Here is a 17,469-nt window from a genome sequence, read left to right on the forward strand (position 1 = left end):
ATCTATGGCGGGAGGGGGACCGCTCGCCGACCCCGGCGAAGGCCGGGGAAAGAGCGAGTGGTGGAGGGGGCAAGCCTCAAGCTCCGAGTTCAGGATACCGGATCGTCTGCGAAGCTTGCCGTTTGCCCCCTCCACCACGCCCTCTTCGGGGCGCGGTCCCCCTCCCGCCGCTTTGCGGGGGAGGTAGGCCTCAGCACGTACTCCCGCCGTCCACCACGAACGTCTGCCCCGTGGTCCACGCCCCGGCGCGGCTGCCCAGGTAGACCGCGATCCCGGCGAGGTCGTCCGGCTCGCCCAGGCGGCGCAGCGGGGTGCCGGAGCTGGCGCGTTCTTCGCCGGCCGGGGTGTCCCAGAGCGCCTTGGCGAAGTCGGTCTTCACCAGACCGGGCGCGATGCAGTTCACTCGGATGTTCGACGGACCCAGCTCGCGCGCGAGGTTGCGGGCCAGCTGCATGTCGGCGGCCTTGGAGATGCAGTAGGCGCCGATCACCTCGGAGCCGCGCAGGCCGCCGATGGAGGAGACGATGATGATCGCCCCGTCCTTTCGCTCGCGCATCTCCGGCGCGACCATTTGGATCATCCAGTTGTTGGCCACGATGTTGTTGGAAAGGATCTTCGAGAATGCGTCGTCGCCGATATCGAGCTGGCTGCCATAGTAGGGGTTCGAGGCGGCGTTGCAGACCAGGATGTCGATCTTGCCGAACGCCTTGCGGGTCTCGTCCATCAGCCGCTGAAGGTCCTCCTTCGAGGAGATGTTGGCCGGGACGGCGATGGCGTGGCCGGCGCTGCGGGCGTTGATCGCCGCGGCGACCTCTTCGCAAGGACCGGCCTTGCGCGAGGAGATTACCACCTTGGCGCCATGGGCCGCCATCTGCTCGGCGATGGCCTTGCCGATGCCGCGCGAGGATCCGGTGATCACCGCCACCTTACCGGTCAGGTCGAACAGCTTGCCGGTCAGCACGTTGGGTCTATCCATCACGTCGCTCATGGCGAGGCTCCCTAAAACGCTCGTTTGATTTGCCGGCCATTTGCGATGGCGGCCCGTTCGAGGTCAAGCGGGGCAGGTCAAGCGGGCTGGGCGGCCAGGTGGCGCTCCATCCGGACCACGCGCATCGGCCCGGCTTCCGGATGGCGTACGTCGATCTCGTCGACCTTCCGGAAGCCCAGCTTCTCGTAGAAGCCGGCCAGGGGGACGTCGCAGTCCAGACGCAGTCGCCAGCGGCCCTGCAGCAGGGCGAGCGTCGCGGCGTGGTCGACCAAGGCGGCGGGCGCGCCCATCCCGGCGTAGGCCCGCCGAACCGCGAGCTTGTGGATGTAGGCCGCCTCGCCCGCGGGGTAGTCGGGCCAGAACACCGGGTCCTCCGGCTCCAGGATCATCACCGCGGCGATCTCGCCGCCGACCTTGGCGGTCAGCATGTGGCCGCGTTCGATGATCGGCCTCGCGAAGGCTTCGCCCAGCAGGTCCGGGTCCCACAGCGGCGCGCGCCAGGTGGTGATCCAGCGCGCCGCCTCCTGCAGCACCTGGGAAACCGCCAACACCTCGTCGGGCGTGGCCAGCCCGATCTGGAAGCTCGCGGACGGCATGGGGACTCCGGCGGAGGGACGGCGAAGCCTATCGGCGCGGCGCGGCGGCGACAATCGCCGCCCGGCGCTCTAAGCTCCGCGGAAAAGGCCAGGGGATATTGCATGCGTATCATCGGGCGGATCGCCTTGGTCCTGTTTGTCGCGATCCTGGTGGTGATCGGGATCGCCCTGGTCCGCACCCTGATGTACCGCCCGCCGGGCCAGGTCAGCTCGATCGAGGTCCGCGTCTCGCCGCCGACGCCGTTCGACGTCGATCAGGCCGCCCAGCACCTGTCACAGGCGGTGCAGATCCAGACCGTCAGCCATCAGGATCTGGCCGACGATCAGCCTGGCGAATGGACGAAGCTGCACGACTTCCTGGTCGCTACCTATCCGGCGGCCCACGCGGCCATGACCCGCGAGATCGTCGGCAAATATACCCTCGTCTACACCTGGAAGGGCTCCGACCCGTCGCTCGCGCCGATCGTCCTGATGGCCCACCAGGACGTGGTGCCGGTGACCCCGGGCTCGGAGGCCGAGTGGAAGCACCCGCCGTTCTCCGGCGCCATCGCGGACGGCGCAGTCTGGGGCCGCGGCTCGGTGGACGACAAGGGCTCGCTGATCACCCTGTTCGAGGGCGTCGAGGCCCTGGCCAAGAGCGGCTTCAAGCCGCGCCGCACGGTGATGATCGTGTCCGGCGAGGACGAGGAAACCCACGGAACCGGCGCGCGGGCCGCCGCGGCCCTGCTGAAGTCGCGCGGAATCAAGGCGCAGTTCGTGCTCGACGAGGGCCTGGCCGAGATCACCGACAATCCGGTGACCGGCGGCAAGCTGTCGCTGATCGGCACGGCGGAGAAGGGCTATGCGACGCTCAAGGTCATCGCCAAGGCGCAGGGTGGCCACTCCTCGGCCCCGCCGGCCGACGGCGGCGGCGTGGTGGCGCTGTCGCACGCGGTGACCGCGATCAACGACCACGGCTTCCCGATGGACTTCCGCGGGCCCGGCGCGGCCATGCTGCAGACCGTGGCGCCCAGGGCCTCGTTCCCGGTGCGCCTGGCCGTGGCCAACACCTGGCTCTTCAAGCCGATGCTGATCCGGCAGATGGGCGCCACGGCGGCCGGCGCGGCGATGCTGCACACCACCATCGCGCCGACGATGCTGCTGGGCAGCCCGAAGGAGAACGTCCTGCCGCAGGACGCCGCCGCCTGGATCAACTACCGCATCGCGCCCGGCGACACCTCGGCCATCGTCATGGCCCGGGCCAAGGCGGCGGTCGGGCGCCTGCCGGTGGCGCTGAGCTGGGTCGACGTCCCGTCGGAGCCGTCGCCGGTCTCCTCCACGGCTTCGGATGGCTGGAAGATGGTCTCAGCGGTGGCGGGAAAGGTGACCGGCGCGCCGGTGGCGCCCAGCCTGGTCACCGCCGGCACCGACAGCCGCTATCTCCAGACGGTCGCGAGCGACGTCTACCGCTTCCAGCCGATGGCCTTCGGCCTGAAGGATGTGGAGATGATCCACGGGACCAACGAGCACCTGACGCTGGAGAACCTGCGCCAGTGCGTGGACTTCTACGCCCGGCTGATCGCGACAGCGGCGAGCTAGGCCGTCGTCACCCGCAGCCGGCCCTCATAGTCCCGCTTGCCGATCGGCACGCCTCTCTCCCGTAGGATGGCGTAGGCGATGGTCGTGTGGAAATGGAAGTTCGGCAGCGAGAAGGACAGGAAGAAGGTCTCGGCGGTGAAGCGCAGGCGCCGCGGGCCGATCTGGAGGTCCAGGTCCTTCCCTGCCCAGCTATTGACCTCGTCGGGGCTGATCGCCCTGAGCGCCGCCGCGGTCTCAGCCGTCATGGTCTGAAGGTCAGCGAACGGGATCGGGCCACGAAGCGGCGGCGGGTCGAACACGCCCGTTCTCACCGCGTCTAGCGCCGAGATCGAGTGGTGCGACACGCATTCGACGTGGAAATGGAAGGGCGCCATATCGTCGATCAGGCGCGCGCCCACGAAGTCGTCCGGATCGGCGCCCGTCGCCGCGCAGTGCTCGGCCGCGCGACGGAGGAAGCCGACCGCCGCATCTACCGTCTGAAGGTAGCTGGCCGCGCTGAGGTCGTAGAGTGAAGCCGCCATGGTCGGTTCCCCGGGGTTCAGGCCGCCCTGATCCGCATCTGGCCGAGGTAGTTGCGCTTGCCGAGCGGCACCCCTTGCGTCCGCAGAATGTCGTAGGCCGTGGTGGCGTGGAAATAGAAGTTCGGCAGGGAGAAGGAGAGGATGAAGCCCTCCGCCGTGAACGGGACCTTCCGCTCGCCAATCTGGAAGCTGACGTCCTTGCCGGCCCAGCCGTTGACCTCATCGGGGGTGAAGGCGGTGAGGACCTCCTCGGTTTTGGCCATCATGGCCTGCAGGTCGGCGTAGGGCACGGGGCCGACTGCGGCCGGCGGATGGAACAGGCCGCTCTTTACGCCTTCCAACGCGCCCACCGAGTGGTGCGCTACCGAACGGATCTGGAAATGGAAGGGCGCCATGTCCTCGAAGAGCTGCAACCCGACGAAATCGTCCGGGTCGGCGCCGGTGTCGCGGCAGTGCTGGGCGCCCTTCTCGAGCACTCCGACGATCGCGCGCACCGTCTGAAGGTAGCTCACCACGGTGAGGTCATAGAGTGAGGTCGCCATGGCCGTGCTCTCCGGAAGGTAGGTCCCCGAGCTTTCTGCCATGCCAATCGCGGCCCCGCGAGATCAGTTCAGCTGCGAGGCTTCCAGCGCGGCCTCGGCCCGCACGCTGAGCGGGGCGAAGTGGGCGCGGTACTCCGTGGGCGTCATCTTGACGATGCGTTTGAACAGATGCCGGAAGAAGGCGACATCGTCGTAGCCGACGTCGCTGCTGATCGCCTGCACGGGCTTGGCGTCATGCTCCAGCATCGCCTTGGCCGCTTGGATACGCAGGGCCTGGATGTAGCCGGCGGGCAGCTTGCCGGTGGCCGCCTTGAAGTGCCGCACGAAGGTCCGTTCGCCCAGCCCCGCGCGCTCGGCCAACGCCTGGGTGGAGATGTCGGTGTGGAAGTTGGCCTGCAGGAAAGCCTCCACATCCCGGATTCGCTCGTCGCCGTGCGCCTGGGACACCGTCTGCATGGCGTAGCCGGTCTGGTGGATGCGCGGCATGGGCAGCAGCATGGACTTGGCGCACTGGACCGCCACCTCGTGGCCGCAGAGCTTCTCGACCAGATAGAGGCTGACGTCGATGGAGGCGAACACCCCGCCCGAACACAGCACCCGGCTGTCTTCGGTGACGAAAAGGTCCGGCCGCCAGTCCACTTGCGGGTAGCGGGCGGCGAACTTGTCGCTGAGCGCCCAGTGGGTGGTGGCCATCCGGCCGTCCAGCAGGCCGGCCTCGGCCAGATAGGCCGCGCCCATGCAGACGCCCACGACCAGCGCGCCCTTGTCATGCTGATGGCGCAGCCAGGGCAGCAGGGCGCTGTTCTCCACAAAGGCCAGGTCGAGGTCGAGCTTGGAAGTCGAGACGATGGCGATGTCGGTGCGCTCGACGTCGGCCAGACCGCCGTGCGGCGTCATGCCGAGGCCATAGACGCTGTGGACCGTATCGCCGCTGAGCGACACGGTCCGCACACGGAAGGCCGGCTCCGCGGGATGGTCGTGCAGGTCGTTCCAGAGCTTGCCCGCGAAATGGAAGATCTCCACAGGCATGACCGCCGTAGAGGAAAAACCCTCCTCAAGCAGGACCACCGTCACATCCAACATCGCGCGGCCTCCCAATCCCGGCCCATCCTAACCCCGGACAGGATCAGGCCCGAGTCATCGGGTCGATCTTCGCCCCGACCTCGGTGATCTTGTTGGCGGGGAAGCCGCTCAGCTTGGAATGCTCGTGGATCACCGCCTCGTCCTCGGCGATGTAGACGCAGAGCGTCTGGTCCTCGGTGACATAGGACTCCACCCACTGGATGCGCGGGGCGAGCTTGGCGAGGGCGGCGTTGGAGACTTCCGTCGCGCCAGCGTATTCGGCGGCGGTGAACTTGTGGACGCCCGGGATGTGGCGTTCGATCAGGTACTTCTTCATGGGACGGCTCCTTCCGATGACGAGGCCGTAGTTTGAAGTAACGCTGTTACCCACGATAGATAGCGATAGCGACATCGTTAGGGGGTGATCGCGTACAAAGGGCGCGCCCAGGCGGAATCCGCGTCCGACCCCTTGCGATTGCCGTCCCGGCGACGCACGTTCCGGGCACTCAGGAATTCACGAGGACTACATGCGCGAGATCTACACGAGCTGGCTGGACGACGAAGACGGCGACGACGAGGACAAGGGCCGCCAGCCCGACATGCCGATGACCTCGGGGCCGGTGCAGAACGCGCTCTTCAAGTCGCGCACCGTGCTGGTGTTCGGCGAGATCGACATGCGCCTGGCCGAGCGGGTCACCGCCCAGATCACCGCCTTCTCGGCGGAGAACGACAAGCCGATCCGGATCATCATCAACTCGCCCGGCGGCCATGTCGAAAGCGGCGACACCATCCACGACATGATCCGCTTCTGCGGCGTGGACGTGAAGGTGATCGGCACCGGCTGGGTGGCGTCGGCGGGCGCGCACATCTTCCTGGGCGCCAAGAAGGAAAACCGGCTCTGCCTGCCCAACACGCGCTTCCTGCTGCACCAGCCGGCCGGCGGCATGCGCGGCCAGGCCAGCGACATCCAGATCGAGGCCGAGCAGATCATCAAGATGCGCGACCGCGTGAACCGGATGATCGCCAAGGAGACCGGCCAGACCTTCGAGCGGATCGTCAAGGACACCCAGCGGAACTTCTGGATGAGCGCCGAGGAAGCCGTCGACTACGGCCTGGTGGCGCGGATCATCAACAATACCTCTGAGGTGTGATCTGAAGATCCTCCCCTCAGGGGGAGGTGGATCGGCGCGCAGCGACGAGACGGAGGGGGTTTCACCCGCAGCGGATGGACCAGTGGGCTTCAACCCCCTCAGTCACCTTCGGTGACAGCTCCCCCTCAATCGCGCTTCGCGCTGGGGGAGCATCTTGATAGCCCGCCCCTGGTGGCATGGCGCCGTCCTCTACCACATCTACGTTCGCAGCTTTTTCGACAGCGACGGCGACGGGCACGGCGACCTGCGCGGCGTCGAGGCCAAGCTGGACTATGTCCAGAGCCTCGGTGTCGATGGGATATGGCTGTCGCCGATCCATCCCTCGCCGAACCGCGACTGGGGCTATGACATCGCCGACTACGAGGGCGTGCAGGGCGACTACGGCTCCCAAGCCGATTTCCAGCGCCTGCTGGACGCCACCCACGCCCGCGGCCTGAAAGTCGTTCTCGACGAGGTGCTGAGCCACACCTCCGACGTCCATCCCTGGTTCGTCGAGAGCCTGACGGGCGGCGCCGACGGGCCCAAGGCCGACTGGTATGTCTGGGCCGACCCGCAGGATGACGGGACCGCGCCTAACAACTGGCTGTCGGTGTTCGGGGGCCCGGCCTGGGCCTATCAGCCGGCGCGCCGGCAGCACTACCACCATAAGTTCCTGCGCCAGCAGCCGAAGCTGAACTGGCGCAGCGACGCGGCGCGCGAGGCGGCGCTGTCGGTGCTCGACCACTGGCTGGCCAAGGGCGTCGACGGCTTCCGGCTCGATGTGGCCGGCACCTTCCTGCACGACGAAAAGCTGACGCCGAACCCGCCCGTGCCCATGGCCGAGCGGACCCGGTATGACTGGTCGCACGCTGGCAATCTGCAGCGGCACCTCTACGATTCCAACCTGCCGGAGAACGTCGAGACGCTCGAAGTCATCCGCCGCCGCGTCGAAGCGCACGGGGACCGCTTCGTGTTCGGCGAGTTCTCGGAAGAGGAGGAACGCTGCGGCGCCTATCTCTCGCCGACCGAGGGCCTGCACTCGGCCTACACCTTCGTCCTGTTGCTGGCCCGCAAGCTGACGCCGCAGTTCGTCAAGGACCACTACGCGACGCTCGCCGCCTATCCGGCGCATTGGCCGACGATCAGCTTCTCCAACCACGACGTGCCGCGCACGGTCAGCCGGTTCGGCGGCGAGGACGCCCAATCGCGAGAAAGGGGGCCCGACCTCGCCAAGCTGCTGTTCGCCCTGCTGCTCAGCCTGAAGGGCACGACCCTGATCTACCAGGGCGAGGAGCTGGGCTTGCCGCAGGCGAGCCTGCGCCGCGACCAGTTGCGCGACCCGGTGGGCGACCTCTACTGGCCCTACACCGGCGGCCGCGACGGTTGCCGCACGCCGATGCCCTGGGCGCCGGGCCACGCCCTGGGGTTCACGAGCGGGACGCCCTGGCTGCCGGCGGCGGCCGAGCATGCCGACCTGACCGTTGAAGCGCAGGAGGCGGATCCGGAGTCCACGCTGGCCTTTGCCCGGACGATGATCGATTTCCGCAAGCACTCCGCGGCGATGACGGTGGGGACCTTAAGCTTCCTCGACCTGCCCGAACCGGTTCTAGGCTTCGTGCGCCGCGACGGTGACGAGGCTGTCGCCTGCCTCTTCAACATGAGCGCCGAGCCCAGGTTCGTGGATGCGCCGGACCTGGCGGGCGCCAGCCTGCTGTCGGTGCGCGCCGGCGATGCGGAACTGCGAGGCGGCTCGATCGGGCTGTCGGAATACGCCGCAGTGTTCTTGCGGCTCTGAGCCCCACACTTGCTTTCGCGAAGTGGCGGGATGTAGCGCGCGGCCCCGACCCAGCCTAGAACCGCATTCATGGCCGATGACGCCGCCAAGACCGCGCGCACCGAAGCGAAGTTCGGCCAGGGTTTCCTGACCGACATCTGGTACTTCGCGGCGCTGTCCGGCGACCTGAAGCCTGGCAAGATGGCGCGCCACGAGCTGTTGGGCGAGCCGGTTCTGCTGGGCCGTTCGAACCAGGGCGACCTGGTCGCGCTTCGCGACATCTGCCCGCACCGCGCCGCGCCGCTGTCGGCCGGACGGTTCCACAAAGAGGCCTCCGGCGACGAGACGGTCGAGTGCCCCTATCACGGCTGGCGGTTTAGAGCCGACGGGGCCTGCGCGGCCATCCCGTCGCTGGTCGCCGACCAGGAGATGGACGTCAGCCGCATCCGCGTGCGGCGTTATTCAGTGGCCGAGAGCCAGGGCCTGGTCTTCATCTGGGTGAGCTCCGATCCACGCGGGACGGGCGAACCGACCGAGCCGCCGCCGCTGTTCCCGGGCGTGGTCGGCGGCAGGCCGAAGCTGGTCGACCGCATGGACTTCGCCGCCCACATCGACCATGCGGTGGTGGGCCTGATGGACCCCGCGCACGGCCCCTACGTCCACCAGCAGTGGTGGTGGCGCTCCAAGGCCAGCCAGCATGAGAAGGCCAAGCGCTTCGAGCCGCGCGACGAGGGCTTCGCCATGGTCCGCCACGAGCCTTCGAAGAACTCCCGCGCCTATGCCATCCTGGGCGGCGAACCGCTGACCGAGATCACCTTCCGCATTCCGGGAATGCGCTGGGAGCATGTCACCGTCGGCAAGCGTCAGGTGCTGTCGCTCACCTGCCTGACGCCGGTGAACGACAAGACCACGCGGATCACCCAGATCGTCTGTCCGACCACCCGGCGTTCCTGTTCCTGCGGCCGTTCATCAAGGCCGGGGCGAGGGCCTTCCTGCGCCAGGACGGCGACATGGTGAACCTGCAGAACGAGGGGTTGAAGTACGATCCGTCGCTGCTCTGGATCGACGACGCCGACCGTCAGGCCAAATGGTACCAGCAGCTGAAGCGCGAATGGACCGCCAGCCGCCGCGACGGCCGGCCCTTCGCCAACCCGGTTGAGCCTGTGACGCTGCGCTGGCGCAGCTAGCTAAGCGGCGGCTTTGGGCGCCTTGGCCGTCTCGGCGCCGACGAAGTCCACCTTGGTCCCTTTCTTCACCGCCAGGCTGAGCTGGCGGACGTCCCAGTTGGTCAAGCGCACGCAGCCGTGGCTGGCGGTCTTGCCGACCATCCGTGGGTCTGGCGTGCCGTGGATGCCGTAGGTGTCCTTGGTCAGGTCGATCCAGGTCGATCCCACCGGATTGTTCGGCCCAGCCTTGACGGTGAGCTTGCCCTCCGAGGCCTTGCCGAAGGTCAGGCGGGACGGGTCGAAGGTATAGGTCGGATTGGGCGCGACGGTGCGCACCGCCCATTCGCCGGCCGGCGCCGGCCGCTCGCTTGAGCCCACCGTGGCCGGATAGACCGCCAGCAGCAGGTCGGCGGCGCCGTAGGCGCGTACCTGGCGATGGGTCTTGTCGACCTCGATCCGGGCGACCGGCATGGCCAGCTTCTCGGGGCCGACGGCGGCGACCACGATCTTCGTCCCTGCCGCGCTGAAATCGGCGCCGGGGTTCAGGGACTTCAGCAGGCCCTCATCCATGTGGAAGCGCTCGGCCAGCTCCTGGACGGGGCTGGTGAAGCTGAGCGCCGGCAGCTTGGCCATTTCCGCCATGTCCTTGGGGATCGTCGGCAGGAACGGACCCTTCACGTCGTCGGCGGTGATGACGTAGTCGGTGAGCGCCGGGCGCGCGTCCTTGGCCAGCGACGACCAGACCGGCTCGCTCATCTTCCCGTCGACCGGAAGTTGGTTGGCGGTTTCATAGGCCGCGATGGCGTTCTGCAGATTGCCGCCGTCCTGGCCGTCGATGACGCCGGGCGAGAAGTGGGCGCGCGCCATCAGCACCTCGGCGCGGATCAGGGCGTTGCGGCGCGCCTCGGGCGTGGAGCCCACCGTGCGCCAGTCGGCGGTCAGGATAGGCTGTGCGGTCACGGCGGCGGAACCGGCGATTGGCGACATGTCGATCAGCGCCGGGTTCACGTCCGGCGCGGCGGCGACCTGCACCGGGCTCTGCGCCTCAGCGATCGTGGTCGTCGCCATGGGCGTTCCGGCGGACGCCGGTGCGGCCGGCGGCGGCGTATTCTGCGCGGTCGACTTGGAGTCGGAGCAGGCCGCGGCCAGGAAGAGCAGAGGGAGGCCGGCGCAAAGCGCGGCCTTGAAGGACATCATAGGGGACCTCGCGTCGCGCCGCGCGTTGTCAGGCGCGTGATCTTCAAGCCTTCAATCCTCCTGCGGTTCCTCGGCGGACTCGCACTGGCCGTGCTGGTCTTGGGGTTCGTGGTCCTGCGAGTGACCAGCTGCGCGCCGATTCCCAAGCCGCCAGCGCCGCCGCTTCCGGCGTCGACCCCGGGCGCCGCCGCGACGCCTTCGCCAGAGCCGCCACCGGTCCCGCCTCAGGCGCGGTTCGCCTGCGGCGGCGGGCCGGCCGACGCGGCGCGGGCCAATGCGGGCTCGCTGAAGACGCTGGCCTGGGCCCCCTTTGGCCGCAGCGAGGCGGGCTGGGCGACCTACGCGCCGCTGATCGCGCGCGAGATCCGCGCCGCCTGCGCGCCGGACACGCCGGGCTTCGCCGGCGCCCTGGCTGCCTGGGCCGGCGGCCAGGGGGCGCCCGCCGATGGCGTGATGACGCCCGCGATCTTCGCGCGGCTCAAGGGCGTGATCCAAATGCGACGACCCTTTGTGCGGCTGAGCGCCCAGGGCGTCTGCCCCAATCCGCCGCCGGCCTCGGCGCTGAGTTGGGCGAGCGCGGCGGAAGGCTACGGCGGCAAGCTCGTCCAACTGCGGCCAGGCGCGCTTGCGGCCTACCGCCAAATGGTCGCCGCGGCGCGGCGGGAGAGTCCGCAAATCGCCGCGGACCCCAGGAGTCTGATGCTCTTCTCCGGCTTCCGCGATCCCGCGGCCGACGCCGCCCGCTGCGCCCGGGAAGGCAATTGCAACGGGGTGCAACGGGCGACCTGCTCGGCCCACCGCACCGGCCTGGCGGTGGATGTCTACGTCGGTCAGGCGCCGGGCTTCCCGCCCGACTCCAGCGCCGAGGCCAATCGCCTCTACATGAGCCGCACCGCCGCCTACCGATGGCTGGTCGCCAACGCCGACCGGTTCGGCTTCGTCCCCTATCCGTTCGAGCCCTGGCACTGGGAGTGGACCGGCGAAGCGCCTTGAGCCCGCTCGCCCGCGCCCCTAGGCTCGCATCCCATGGCCAGCTTCCTCTCCGACGGCGTCCAGATCGCCTATGACGACATCACCCCGGCGGGCGGCGCGGACCGCACCATCGTCCTGATCCACGGCTTCGCCTCCAATCGCGTAGAGGGCTGGAAGCGCACCGGCTGGTACGCGGCCTTCGAGCGGCGCCTCACGCGGGTGATCGCGCTGGACCAGCGCGGGCACGGCGAGAGCGCGAAGCTCTATGACCCCCAGGCCTACGAGCGGGAGCGGCTGGCCGCCGACGTGCTCAACCTGATGGACGAGCTGGGCGTCGAGCGGGCCGACATGTTCGGCTATTCCATGGGCACGCGCACCGCCCTCGAACTGGCCGTCGCCCAGCCGAGCCGCCTCTCGCACCTGATCCTGGGCGGGGTCGGCGGCAAGTTGCTGGAGAAAGCCCCGGACGTGGCGGGTGAGCCGATGGCCGACGCCATGTTGGCCGAGGACCCATCGACCATCATCCAGCCGATGTTGCGCTCCTTCCGCCAGTTCGCCGACGAGCAGGGCGAGGACTTGAAGGCCCTGGCCGCCGTGACCCGGGTCCGCAACATGCCGTTCAATCACGCCGCGCTGCGGGACATGCCCGTGCCGACGCTGGTCGTGGCCGGCTCCGGCGACGAGGGCGCAGGCGACCCGGAAGCCCTGGCGCGGATCTTCCCGCACGGCCACGCCGTGACCATCCCCGGCTGCGACCACTTCTCCGCCATCCCCCACGCGCTCACCAAGGCGGCGGTGTTCGACTTCTTGGATGGGCTGATCGGCGAGGACGAGTTCCCGCCGTTCGAGTAGGGCCGGACCAGTGAGCGGATTGGGGCTGACTTTAGTGGCGAGAGCGCCCTCGCGGCGCTTCCTCGACGCCCTACTTCGCAGGCCCCAGGTTGTACGCCCCGCCCTTTTCCAGCGCCCGGGCGTAGGCCGGACGGGCCTGGAACGCCGCGACCCACCTCGCGATGTTCGGATATTTGTCCATCTGCCCCATCGCCCGCGCCACCTCGCCGACGAAGCTCATCTGGATGTCGGCGGCGGTGAGGTCCGACCCCATCAACCAGTCGCGCCCGTCCAGCGAACCTTCGACGTAGCTCAGGTGATTGGCCATCTCGCTCTGGATACGCGGCTGCAGGGGTGCGCCGGCCTCGCCCAGGCGGCCGGTGTACATGTTGAGCATCAGCGGCAGCATGGCCGAGCCCTCGGAGTAGTGCAGCCACTCCCGATACTTTTCACTCTCGACCTCGCTGGCCGGCGCGCCCAGTCGGCCCTGGCCGTACTTGCGATGGATGTAGTCCACGATGGCGCCGGACTCGGCGATGGTGATGTCGCCGTCGGTGATCACCGGGCTCTTGCCCAGCGGATGCACCGCCTTCAGCTCGGGCGGAGCCAGGCGGGTGGTCGCGTCGCGGGCGTAGTGCTTGATCTCGTAGGGAACGCCGAGCTCCTCCAGCAGCCACAGGATGCGCTGCGAGCGGGAGTCGTTGAGGTGATGGACGACGAGCATGGGCGAGACCTCTTCCTTTTTGTGGCGCGCAGCAAAGCCGTGCGATGCGACGGATGGCAAGCTTCCCCTATAGTCGGGGCATGAGCCTCGTCCTGCCCGACCTCCTCGACCTGCTGGACCGCGCCGGCCGCGAGGCCGAGATGCTGGCGGCCGAGCTGCAGGACGCGCTGACCGAGCGCGTGGGCCCCGGCGGGCGCGTCGACCGCGCGGCGCTGGACGCCGAGCAGCACGCCGCGCACGGCCTGGCCTGGGCGGCCGCCTATGCCGAGACCCTGCGTCAGACCGCCCACTGGGCCCGCGCGCTGGAGGCGCAAGAGCGGTTCGGTGAGGCCGAGGCCCTGCTGGCCCAATTGCTGGCCTTCGAATACCTGAGCCAGCTCGCCGGCGGTCTGCCGATGAACCAGGGTGAGACCTTCCGGCCCACCGACCTGGGCGTCTCGGCGCATCGTCTGGAGCCGGTGATCGCGGCCCTGCGGCCCGGCGCCTCCCAGGCCGTGAAGACCCGTATCGTCGAACTGCTCGACCAGGCGCGTGGGCGACCTTCACTGGAAGCGAGCGGCCTGGACGAAACGCTGGACGCGGTCCGCGACCAGTTCGCGGCGTTCGCCGCTGAAAGGATCACGCCTTTCGCTCATGACTGGCACCTACGCGACGAGCTGATCCCGCTGCCGTTGATCGAAGAAATGGGCGAGCTCGGCGTCTTCGGCCTGACGGCGCCGGAGGCCTGGGGCGGTTCGGGTCTGGGCAAGGTCGCCATGTGCGTGGTGACGGAGGCCCTGTCGCGGGGCTTCATCGGCGCGGGGTCGCTGGGCACCCGCTCGGAGATCGCCGCCGAGCTGTTGCTGGCCCACGGAAACGAGGATCAGAAGGCCCGGTTGCTGCCGGGCATCGTCTCCGGCGCGATCATCCCGACCGCCGTCTTCACCGAGCCCGAGGCGGGCTCGGACCTGGGCTCGCTGCGCACCCGCGCCGTCCGTGACGGCGCGGTCTGGCGGGTCACCGGCGCCAAGACCTGGATCACCCACGCCGCCCGCGCCGACCTGATGACGCTGCTGGTCCGCACCGACCCCGCGTCCGAGGACCATCGGGGCCTGTCGATGTTCCTGGCCGGCAAGCCGCGCGGAACCGACGCCGATCCGTTCCCGGCGGCCGGCATGAGCGGCGGCGAGATCGCGGTGATCGGCTATCGCGGCATGAAGGAATACGAGATCGCCTTCGACGGCTTCGAGGTGGCGAACTCCGACCTCCTGGGCGGCCGGGAAGGCCAGGGCTTCTCCCAGCTGATGGCCACCTTCGAGAGCGCCCGCATCCAGACGGCCGCGCGGGCGATCGGGGTCGGGCAGAACGCGCTCGACCTAGCGCTCGACTATGCGCTGCAGCGCCGCCAGTTCGGCGAGCCGCTGGCGGTCTTCCCGCGCGTAGCCAACAAGCTGGCGATGATGGCCGCCGAGCTCTTGGGCGCGCGGCGCCTGGCCTGGTTCGCTGCGGCCGCCAAGGACGAAGGCCGCCGCTGCGATCTGGAAGCCGGCATGGCCAAGCTGGTTGCCGCCCGCATTGCCTGGGCCGCGGCCGACAACGCCGTGCAGATCCACGGCGGGACCGGGTTCGCGGTCGAGCAGCCGGTCAGCCGCGTGCTGGCCGACGCGCGCATCCTCAACATCTTCGAAGGCGCCGGCGAGATCCAGGCCCAGGTGATCGCCCGGCGCCTGCTTGAGGGCGTAAATTAGCGGGGCGTGAAGCCGGCGGCGATCAGCTCGATCTGGCGGTCCATGACCGTGGTCATCTCCGCGGCGGTCGCGCCTTTCCAGGCGGCCAGACGGTAGGCCCAGACATAGGCCGCCAGCAGCAGGTCGACGATCTCCTGGGGCTCGACCTGGCGATCGACGTCGCCCTCCGCCACACCCTTGATCAGGCAATCGCAGATGATCTCCTGCAGGCGCGGCGTCTTGCCCATCGGCCTGGCGCTGGCCGGCAGGGTCCAGTCATAGGCAGCCGCGATATGAGCCAGGAACAGACGCGTGTGCCGCGACTCGAAGGCGAAGTGGATGGCGAACATGGTCCGCAGCCGGTCCAGGGTCGAGCCGCGCAGATGCGGCATCACCCGGTCGAGCTCGGCGTAGAGCCCGTCCAGACGGTCCTGCATCACCTGGCTGAGGATTTCGCCCTTGGAGTCGAAGGTCGTGAAGACGCTGCCCACAGAGACGCCGGCGCGCCGGGCGATCTCGCGGATGGTCGTGCCTTCGTAGCCCTGGTTGTCAAAGAGCTCCTTGGCGGCGGCGAGCACGCGGCGGCGGGTGGCTTCCTTCTGGGTCTGACGCGCGGTGGGCGGGCAGTCGCTCACGGCGACGGACGGCGACGCCAGGGCGCCGCCGTCCGTCATCTCATCAGTCAGGGGCGCAACGGGTAGGGTCGTCATGCCAGATCAGACGTCGCCGACAGCCTAGCTCCTCCGGGCGCCCGCCAGGAGGATGCTGATCTGATCGCGCGAACGTTCCTGCAGAGCATCGAGGCTCCAGCTCTGGAAGATCGCCTGGTCGTAGTTGGCCAGGTAGGCGTCGAACAGCATCTGGGTGCGCAGCGGCGAGGCGGCGCCCTGGGTCAGTTCGCCGCTCTGTTCGCCGCGCTCCAGCTGCGCGCCGATCAGATTGGTCATGACCTTCACCGGCGGAGCGCTACGCAACGCCGGGCCGTCTTCCGGCGACCAGCCGACGCTGAACGCGGCGCGGGCGAGCGGAAGCTGGGTCTGGTAGAAACGGTAGCCGGCGGTGAAGATCCGCAGCAGGGCGTCCTCGACGCCATTGCCCTGGGCCGCCGCCTCGGACATGGCCTCGCCGAGCGCGGCCATGTCGGTCAGCATGATTTCGCGGAACAGGTCGGATTTGTCGGTGAAGTTGGCGAAGACCGCGCCAGTCGACATGCCGGCCGCCGCGGCGATGTCGCGGATCGTGGCGCCTTCATAACCTTGTTCGCTGAACAGGCGACGCGCGGCGGCGAGCACCTTGGCGCGGGTCTGTTGCTTGGCGAGGGCGCGACGAGTCGGCGCCTTCATTGCGTTGTCGTCTGCGGCGTGTATCTGGGTGTGCATCATTGGGGGATTTTTGACGGCCGAGCCGTCCTCTCTCGCTTGGTTCCGCGGACCCGTGCGTCCAGACACGGTTCGGTGAACACGTTCACATATCATGTTACCTGGTAGCTGTCTGCCAGCGGTTGGCGGATTCTCCGCGTAACAAGGGTTGGCTGGGGCTGCGGGGGACGTAGTCTTCCCGACTGCACCCTGAGTGGGGCCGAATTTCGACCACTTCAACGAATTAGGCTCGCTGAACGCGCTCACCAACGGTTGGGGAAGGCGCCGCATACCTCGGTTGTCGGTGGTTCGCAAGTCCGTCGTGGCCTAAGATGGTTGGATGGATATCTTCAGCTTCCTGATCCCGGCCGCCTTGTTAGCGGTGTCAGCGGTCCTTGCCTTCGGCATTTATTCCTTGTTCCGCGGTGGGGAATTCGGCCGGTCCTATTCCAACAAGCTGATGCGACTACGCGTGGTGATGCAGGCGATCGCCATCGCCATTCTCGTCGGCGCCGTTCTGTGGCGCTCGCGGCACTAGGCGCATGGTGACGCTCAACCGGATCTATACGCGCTCTGGCGACGCCGGCACGACGCGGCTGGCCAGTGGGGCGCAGGTCAGCAAGGCCGACGGGCGGGTCGAGGCCTATGGCGCTGTGGACGAGACCAACGCGTGTTTGGGCCTGGCGCGGATCCATACCCGTGACGCCGGCGCGTTCGACGCCCTGCTGGCGCGGCTGCAGAACGAGCTCTTCGATCTCGGCGCGGACCTGGCGACGCCGGCCGCCGCCGATGAGGCGCCCGGCTCCCGCCTGAGGATCCTGGACAATCAGGTGGCGCGGATTGAGGGCGAGATCGACCTGTTGAACGCTGAGCTGCCCGAGCTGAAGTCCTTCGTCCTGCCGGGCGGGACGGAAGCCGCCGCCGCGCTTCACCTGGCGCGCACCGTCTGCCGCCGGGCCGAACGCGAGACGGTGCGCCTGATCGAGGCCGGAGAGCCGGTCAGCGGACCGGCGCTACGCTACCTGAACCGGCTTTCGGACCTGCTGTTCGTCGCGGCCCGATACGCCAACGACAAGGGCGCGGCCGAGGTCTTCTGGGTTTCGGGGGCGACCCGCTAGCCCGGATATCTCACGGAAATAGGTGCATCGGGGCTCTGAATCTGGGAAAATACTTCTGCGACAAAGACTTAACCGTCAGCAGAGGTGTTCCCCGATGCAGGCAGAGTGTAGCGCAGAACGGTTCGAGTTTGCACCTGTTGAGAGGCGATCTGTGGTGGCCGGCTTCGATGGCGGGGTGATCACCTCGGACGCCGGGGCGTTGTTGC

The 17,469-nt window shown here is 68.5% G+C and carries 18 protein-coding genes and 1 pseudogene; 9 read left to right on the forward strand and 10 right to left on the reverse strand.

Translation table 11 applies throughout. The annotated features are described in order from the left end of the window. Positions 1–190: 190 nt before the first annotated feature. Together VHS75_RS17765 and VHS75_RS17770 are read right to left on the reverse strand one after the other, a co-directional pair. Positions 191–988 carry an SDR family oxidoreductase gene (locus VHS75_RS17765; protein WP_329639949.1) on the reverse strand — a complete coding sequence of 266 codons (798 nt, stop codon included), beginning with the start codon at positions 986–988 and terminating at the stop codon, positions 191–193. 77 nt (positions 989–1,065) lie between these two features. Further along, complete coding sequence (locus VHS75_RS17770; RefSeq protein ID WP_329639950.1) at positions 1,066–1,584, reverse strand: GNAT family N-acetyltransferase; 519 nt, start codon at positions 1,582–1,584, stop codon at positions 1,066–1,068. Between the two features lie 102 nt (positions 1,585–1,686). On the opposite strand from VHS75_RS17770, the gene VHS75_RS17775 reads away from it, so the two are divergent. Beyond that, positions 1,687–3,162 carry a M20 family peptidase gene (locus VHS75_RS17775; protein WP_329639951.1) on the forward strand — a complete coding sequence of 492 codons (1,476 nt, stop codon included), beginning with the start codon at positions 1,687–1,689 and terminating at the stop codon, positions 3,160–3,162. On the opposite strand, the gene VHS75_RS17780 is transcribed toward VHS75_RS17775, so the two are convergent. The 4 genes from VHS75_RS17780 to VHS75_RS17795 form a co-directional block, all read right to left on the reverse strand. Further along, positions 3,159–3,683, reverse strand: a complete 525-nt coding sequence (locus VHS75_RS17780; RefSeq protein WP_329639952.1) for a DUF1993 domain-containing protein — start codon at positions 3,681–3,683, stop codon at positions 3,159–3,161. The genes VHS75_RS17775 and VHS75_RS17780 overlap by 4 nt on opposite strands. A gap of 17 nt (positions 3,684–3,700) precedes the next feature. Continuing rightward, positions 3,701–4,225: a DUF1993 domain-containing protein gene (locus tag VHS75_RS17785; protein WP_329639953.1), complete on the reverse strand. Its 525-nt coding sequence runs from the start codon at positions 4,223–4,225 to the stop codon at positions 3,701–3,703. Between the two features lie 63 nt (positions 4,226–4,288). Then, a complete protein-coding gene (locus tag VHS75_RS17790; RefSeq protein ID WP_329639954.1) occupies positions 4,289–5,308 on the reverse strand; it encodes a GlxA family transcriptional regulator in 1,020 nt (339 codons plus the stop codon). Positions 5,309–5,351: 43 nt separating this feature from the next. Further along, positions 5,352–5,624 carry a DUF4242 domain-containing protein gene (locus VHS75_RS17795; protein ID WP_329639955.1) on the reverse strand — a complete coding sequence of 91 codons (273 nt, stop codon included), beginning with the start codon at positions 5,622–5,624 and terminating at the stop codon, positions 5,352–5,354. 190 nt (positions 5,625–5,814) lie between these two features. On the opposite strand from VHS75_RS17795, the gene VHS75_RS17800 reads away from it, so the two are divergent. From VHS75_RS17800 to VHS75_RS17810, 3 genes and pseudogenes are all read left to right on the forward strand, one after another. Then, positions 5,815–6,438, forward strand: a complete 624-nt coding sequence (locus VHS75_RS17800; protein WP_329639956.1) for an ATP-dependent Clp protease proteolytic subunit — start codon at positions 5,815–5,817, stop codon at positions 6,436–6,438. Between the two features lie 154 nt (positions 6,439–6,592). Further along, the gene (locus VHS75_RS17805) at positions 6,593–8,212 is read left to right on the forward strand and encodes an alpha-amylase family glycosyl hydrolase (RefSeq protein ID WP_329639957.1); all 1,620 of its coding nucleotides are present in this window, start codon (positions 6,593–6,595) and stop codon (positions 8,210–8,212) included. 69 nt (positions 8,213–8,281) lie between these two features. Continuing rightward, positions 8,282–9,378 (forward strand): annotated as a pseudogene (locus VHS75_RS17810) (Rieske 2Fe-2S domain-containing protein). On the opposite strand, the gene VHS75_RS17815 reads toward VHS75_RS17810, so the two are convergent. Next, complete coding sequence (locus VHS75_RS17815) at positions 9,379–10,554, reverse strand: L,D-transpeptidase (RefSeq protein ID WP_329639958.1); 1,176 nt, start codon at positions 10,552–10,554, stop codon at positions 9,379–9,381. It abuts the pseudogene before it with no gap. 36 nt (positions 10,555–10,590) lie between these two features. Between VHS75_RS17815 and VHS75_RS17820 the strand changes: the two genes are divergently transcribed. Further along, positions 10,591–11,547: a D-alanyl-D-alanine carboxypeptidase family protein gene (locus VHS75_RS17820; RefSeq protein WP_329639959.1), complete on the forward strand. Its 957-nt coding sequence runs from the start codon at positions 10,591–10,593 to the stop codon at positions 11,545–11,547. A 33-nt stretch (positions 11,548–11,580) separates the two neighbouring features. Beyond that, the gene (locus tag VHS75_RS17825) at positions 11,581–12,378 is read left to right on the forward strand and encodes an alpha/beta hydrolase (protein ID WP_329639960.1); all 798 of its coding nucleotides are present in this window, start codon (positions 11,581–11,583) and stop codon (positions 12,376–12,378) included. 70 nt (positions 12,379–12,448) lie between these two features. Here VHS75_RS17825 and VHS75_RS17830 read toward each other — a convergent pair whose 3' ends face one another. Continuing rightward, on the reverse strand, positions 12,449–13,081 hold the full coding sequence (locus VHS75_RS17830; RefSeq protein ID WP_329639961.1) for a glutathione S-transferase: 633 nt from the start codon (positions 13,079–13,081) through the stop codon (positions 12,449–12,451). Positions 13,082–13,125: 44 nt separating this feature from the next. Between VHS75_RS17830 and VHS75_RS17835 the strand changes: the two genes are divergently transcribed. After that, positions 13,126–14,808 carry an acyl-CoA dehydrogenase family protein gene (locus VHS75_RS17835; RefSeq protein WP_329639962.1) on the forward strand — a complete coding sequence of 561 codons (1,683 nt, stop codon included), beginning with the start codon at positions 13,126–13,128 and terminating at the stop codon, positions 14,806–14,808. On the opposite strand, the gene VHS75_RS17840 is transcribed toward VHS75_RS17835, so the two are convergent. Further along, positions 14,805–15,497 carry a TetR/AcrR family transcriptional regulator gene (locus tag VHS75_RS17840; protein WP_329639963.1) on the reverse strand — a complete coding sequence of 231 codons (693 nt, stop codon included), beginning with the start codon at positions 15,495–15,497 and terminating at the stop codon, positions 14,805–14,807. The two genes, VHS75_RS17835 and VHS75_RS17840, sit on opposite strands and share 4 nt — an antisense overlap. A gap of 24 nt (positions 15,498–15,521) precedes the next feature. Continuing rightward, complete coding sequence (locus VHS75_RS17845) at positions 15,522–16,130, reverse strand: TetR/AcrR family transcriptional regulator (RefSeq protein WP_329639964.1); 609 nt, start codon at positions 16,128–16,130, stop codon at positions 15,522–15,524. 355 nt (positions 16,131–16,485) lie between these two features. Between VHS75_RS17845 and VHS75_RS17850 the strand changes: the two genes are divergently transcribed. Both VHS75_RS17850 and VHS75_RS17855 read left to right on the forward strand, forming a co-directional pair. Continuing rightward, positions 16,486–16,683, forward strand: coding sequence for a twin transmembrane helix small protein (locus VHS75_RS17850; RefSeq protein ID WP_329639965.1), 198 nt, complete (start codon positions 16,486–16,488; stop codon positions 16,681–16,683). A 4-nt stretch (positions 16,684–16,687) separates the two neighbouring features. Further along, positions 16,688–17,263: a cob(I)yrinic acid a,c-diamide adenosyltransferase gene (locus tag VHS75_RS17855; RefSeq protein WP_329639966.1), complete on the forward strand. Its 576-nt coding sequence runs from the start codon at positions 16,688–16,690 to the stop codon at positions 17,261–17,263. The last annotated feature ends 206 nt before the right edge of the window (positions 17,264–17,469 follow it).

Source organism: Phenylobacterium sp. (assembly GCF_036264965.1).
Classification (GTDB): Bacteria; Pseudomonadota; Alphaproteobacteria; order Caulobacterales; family Caulobacteraceae; genus Phenylobacterium.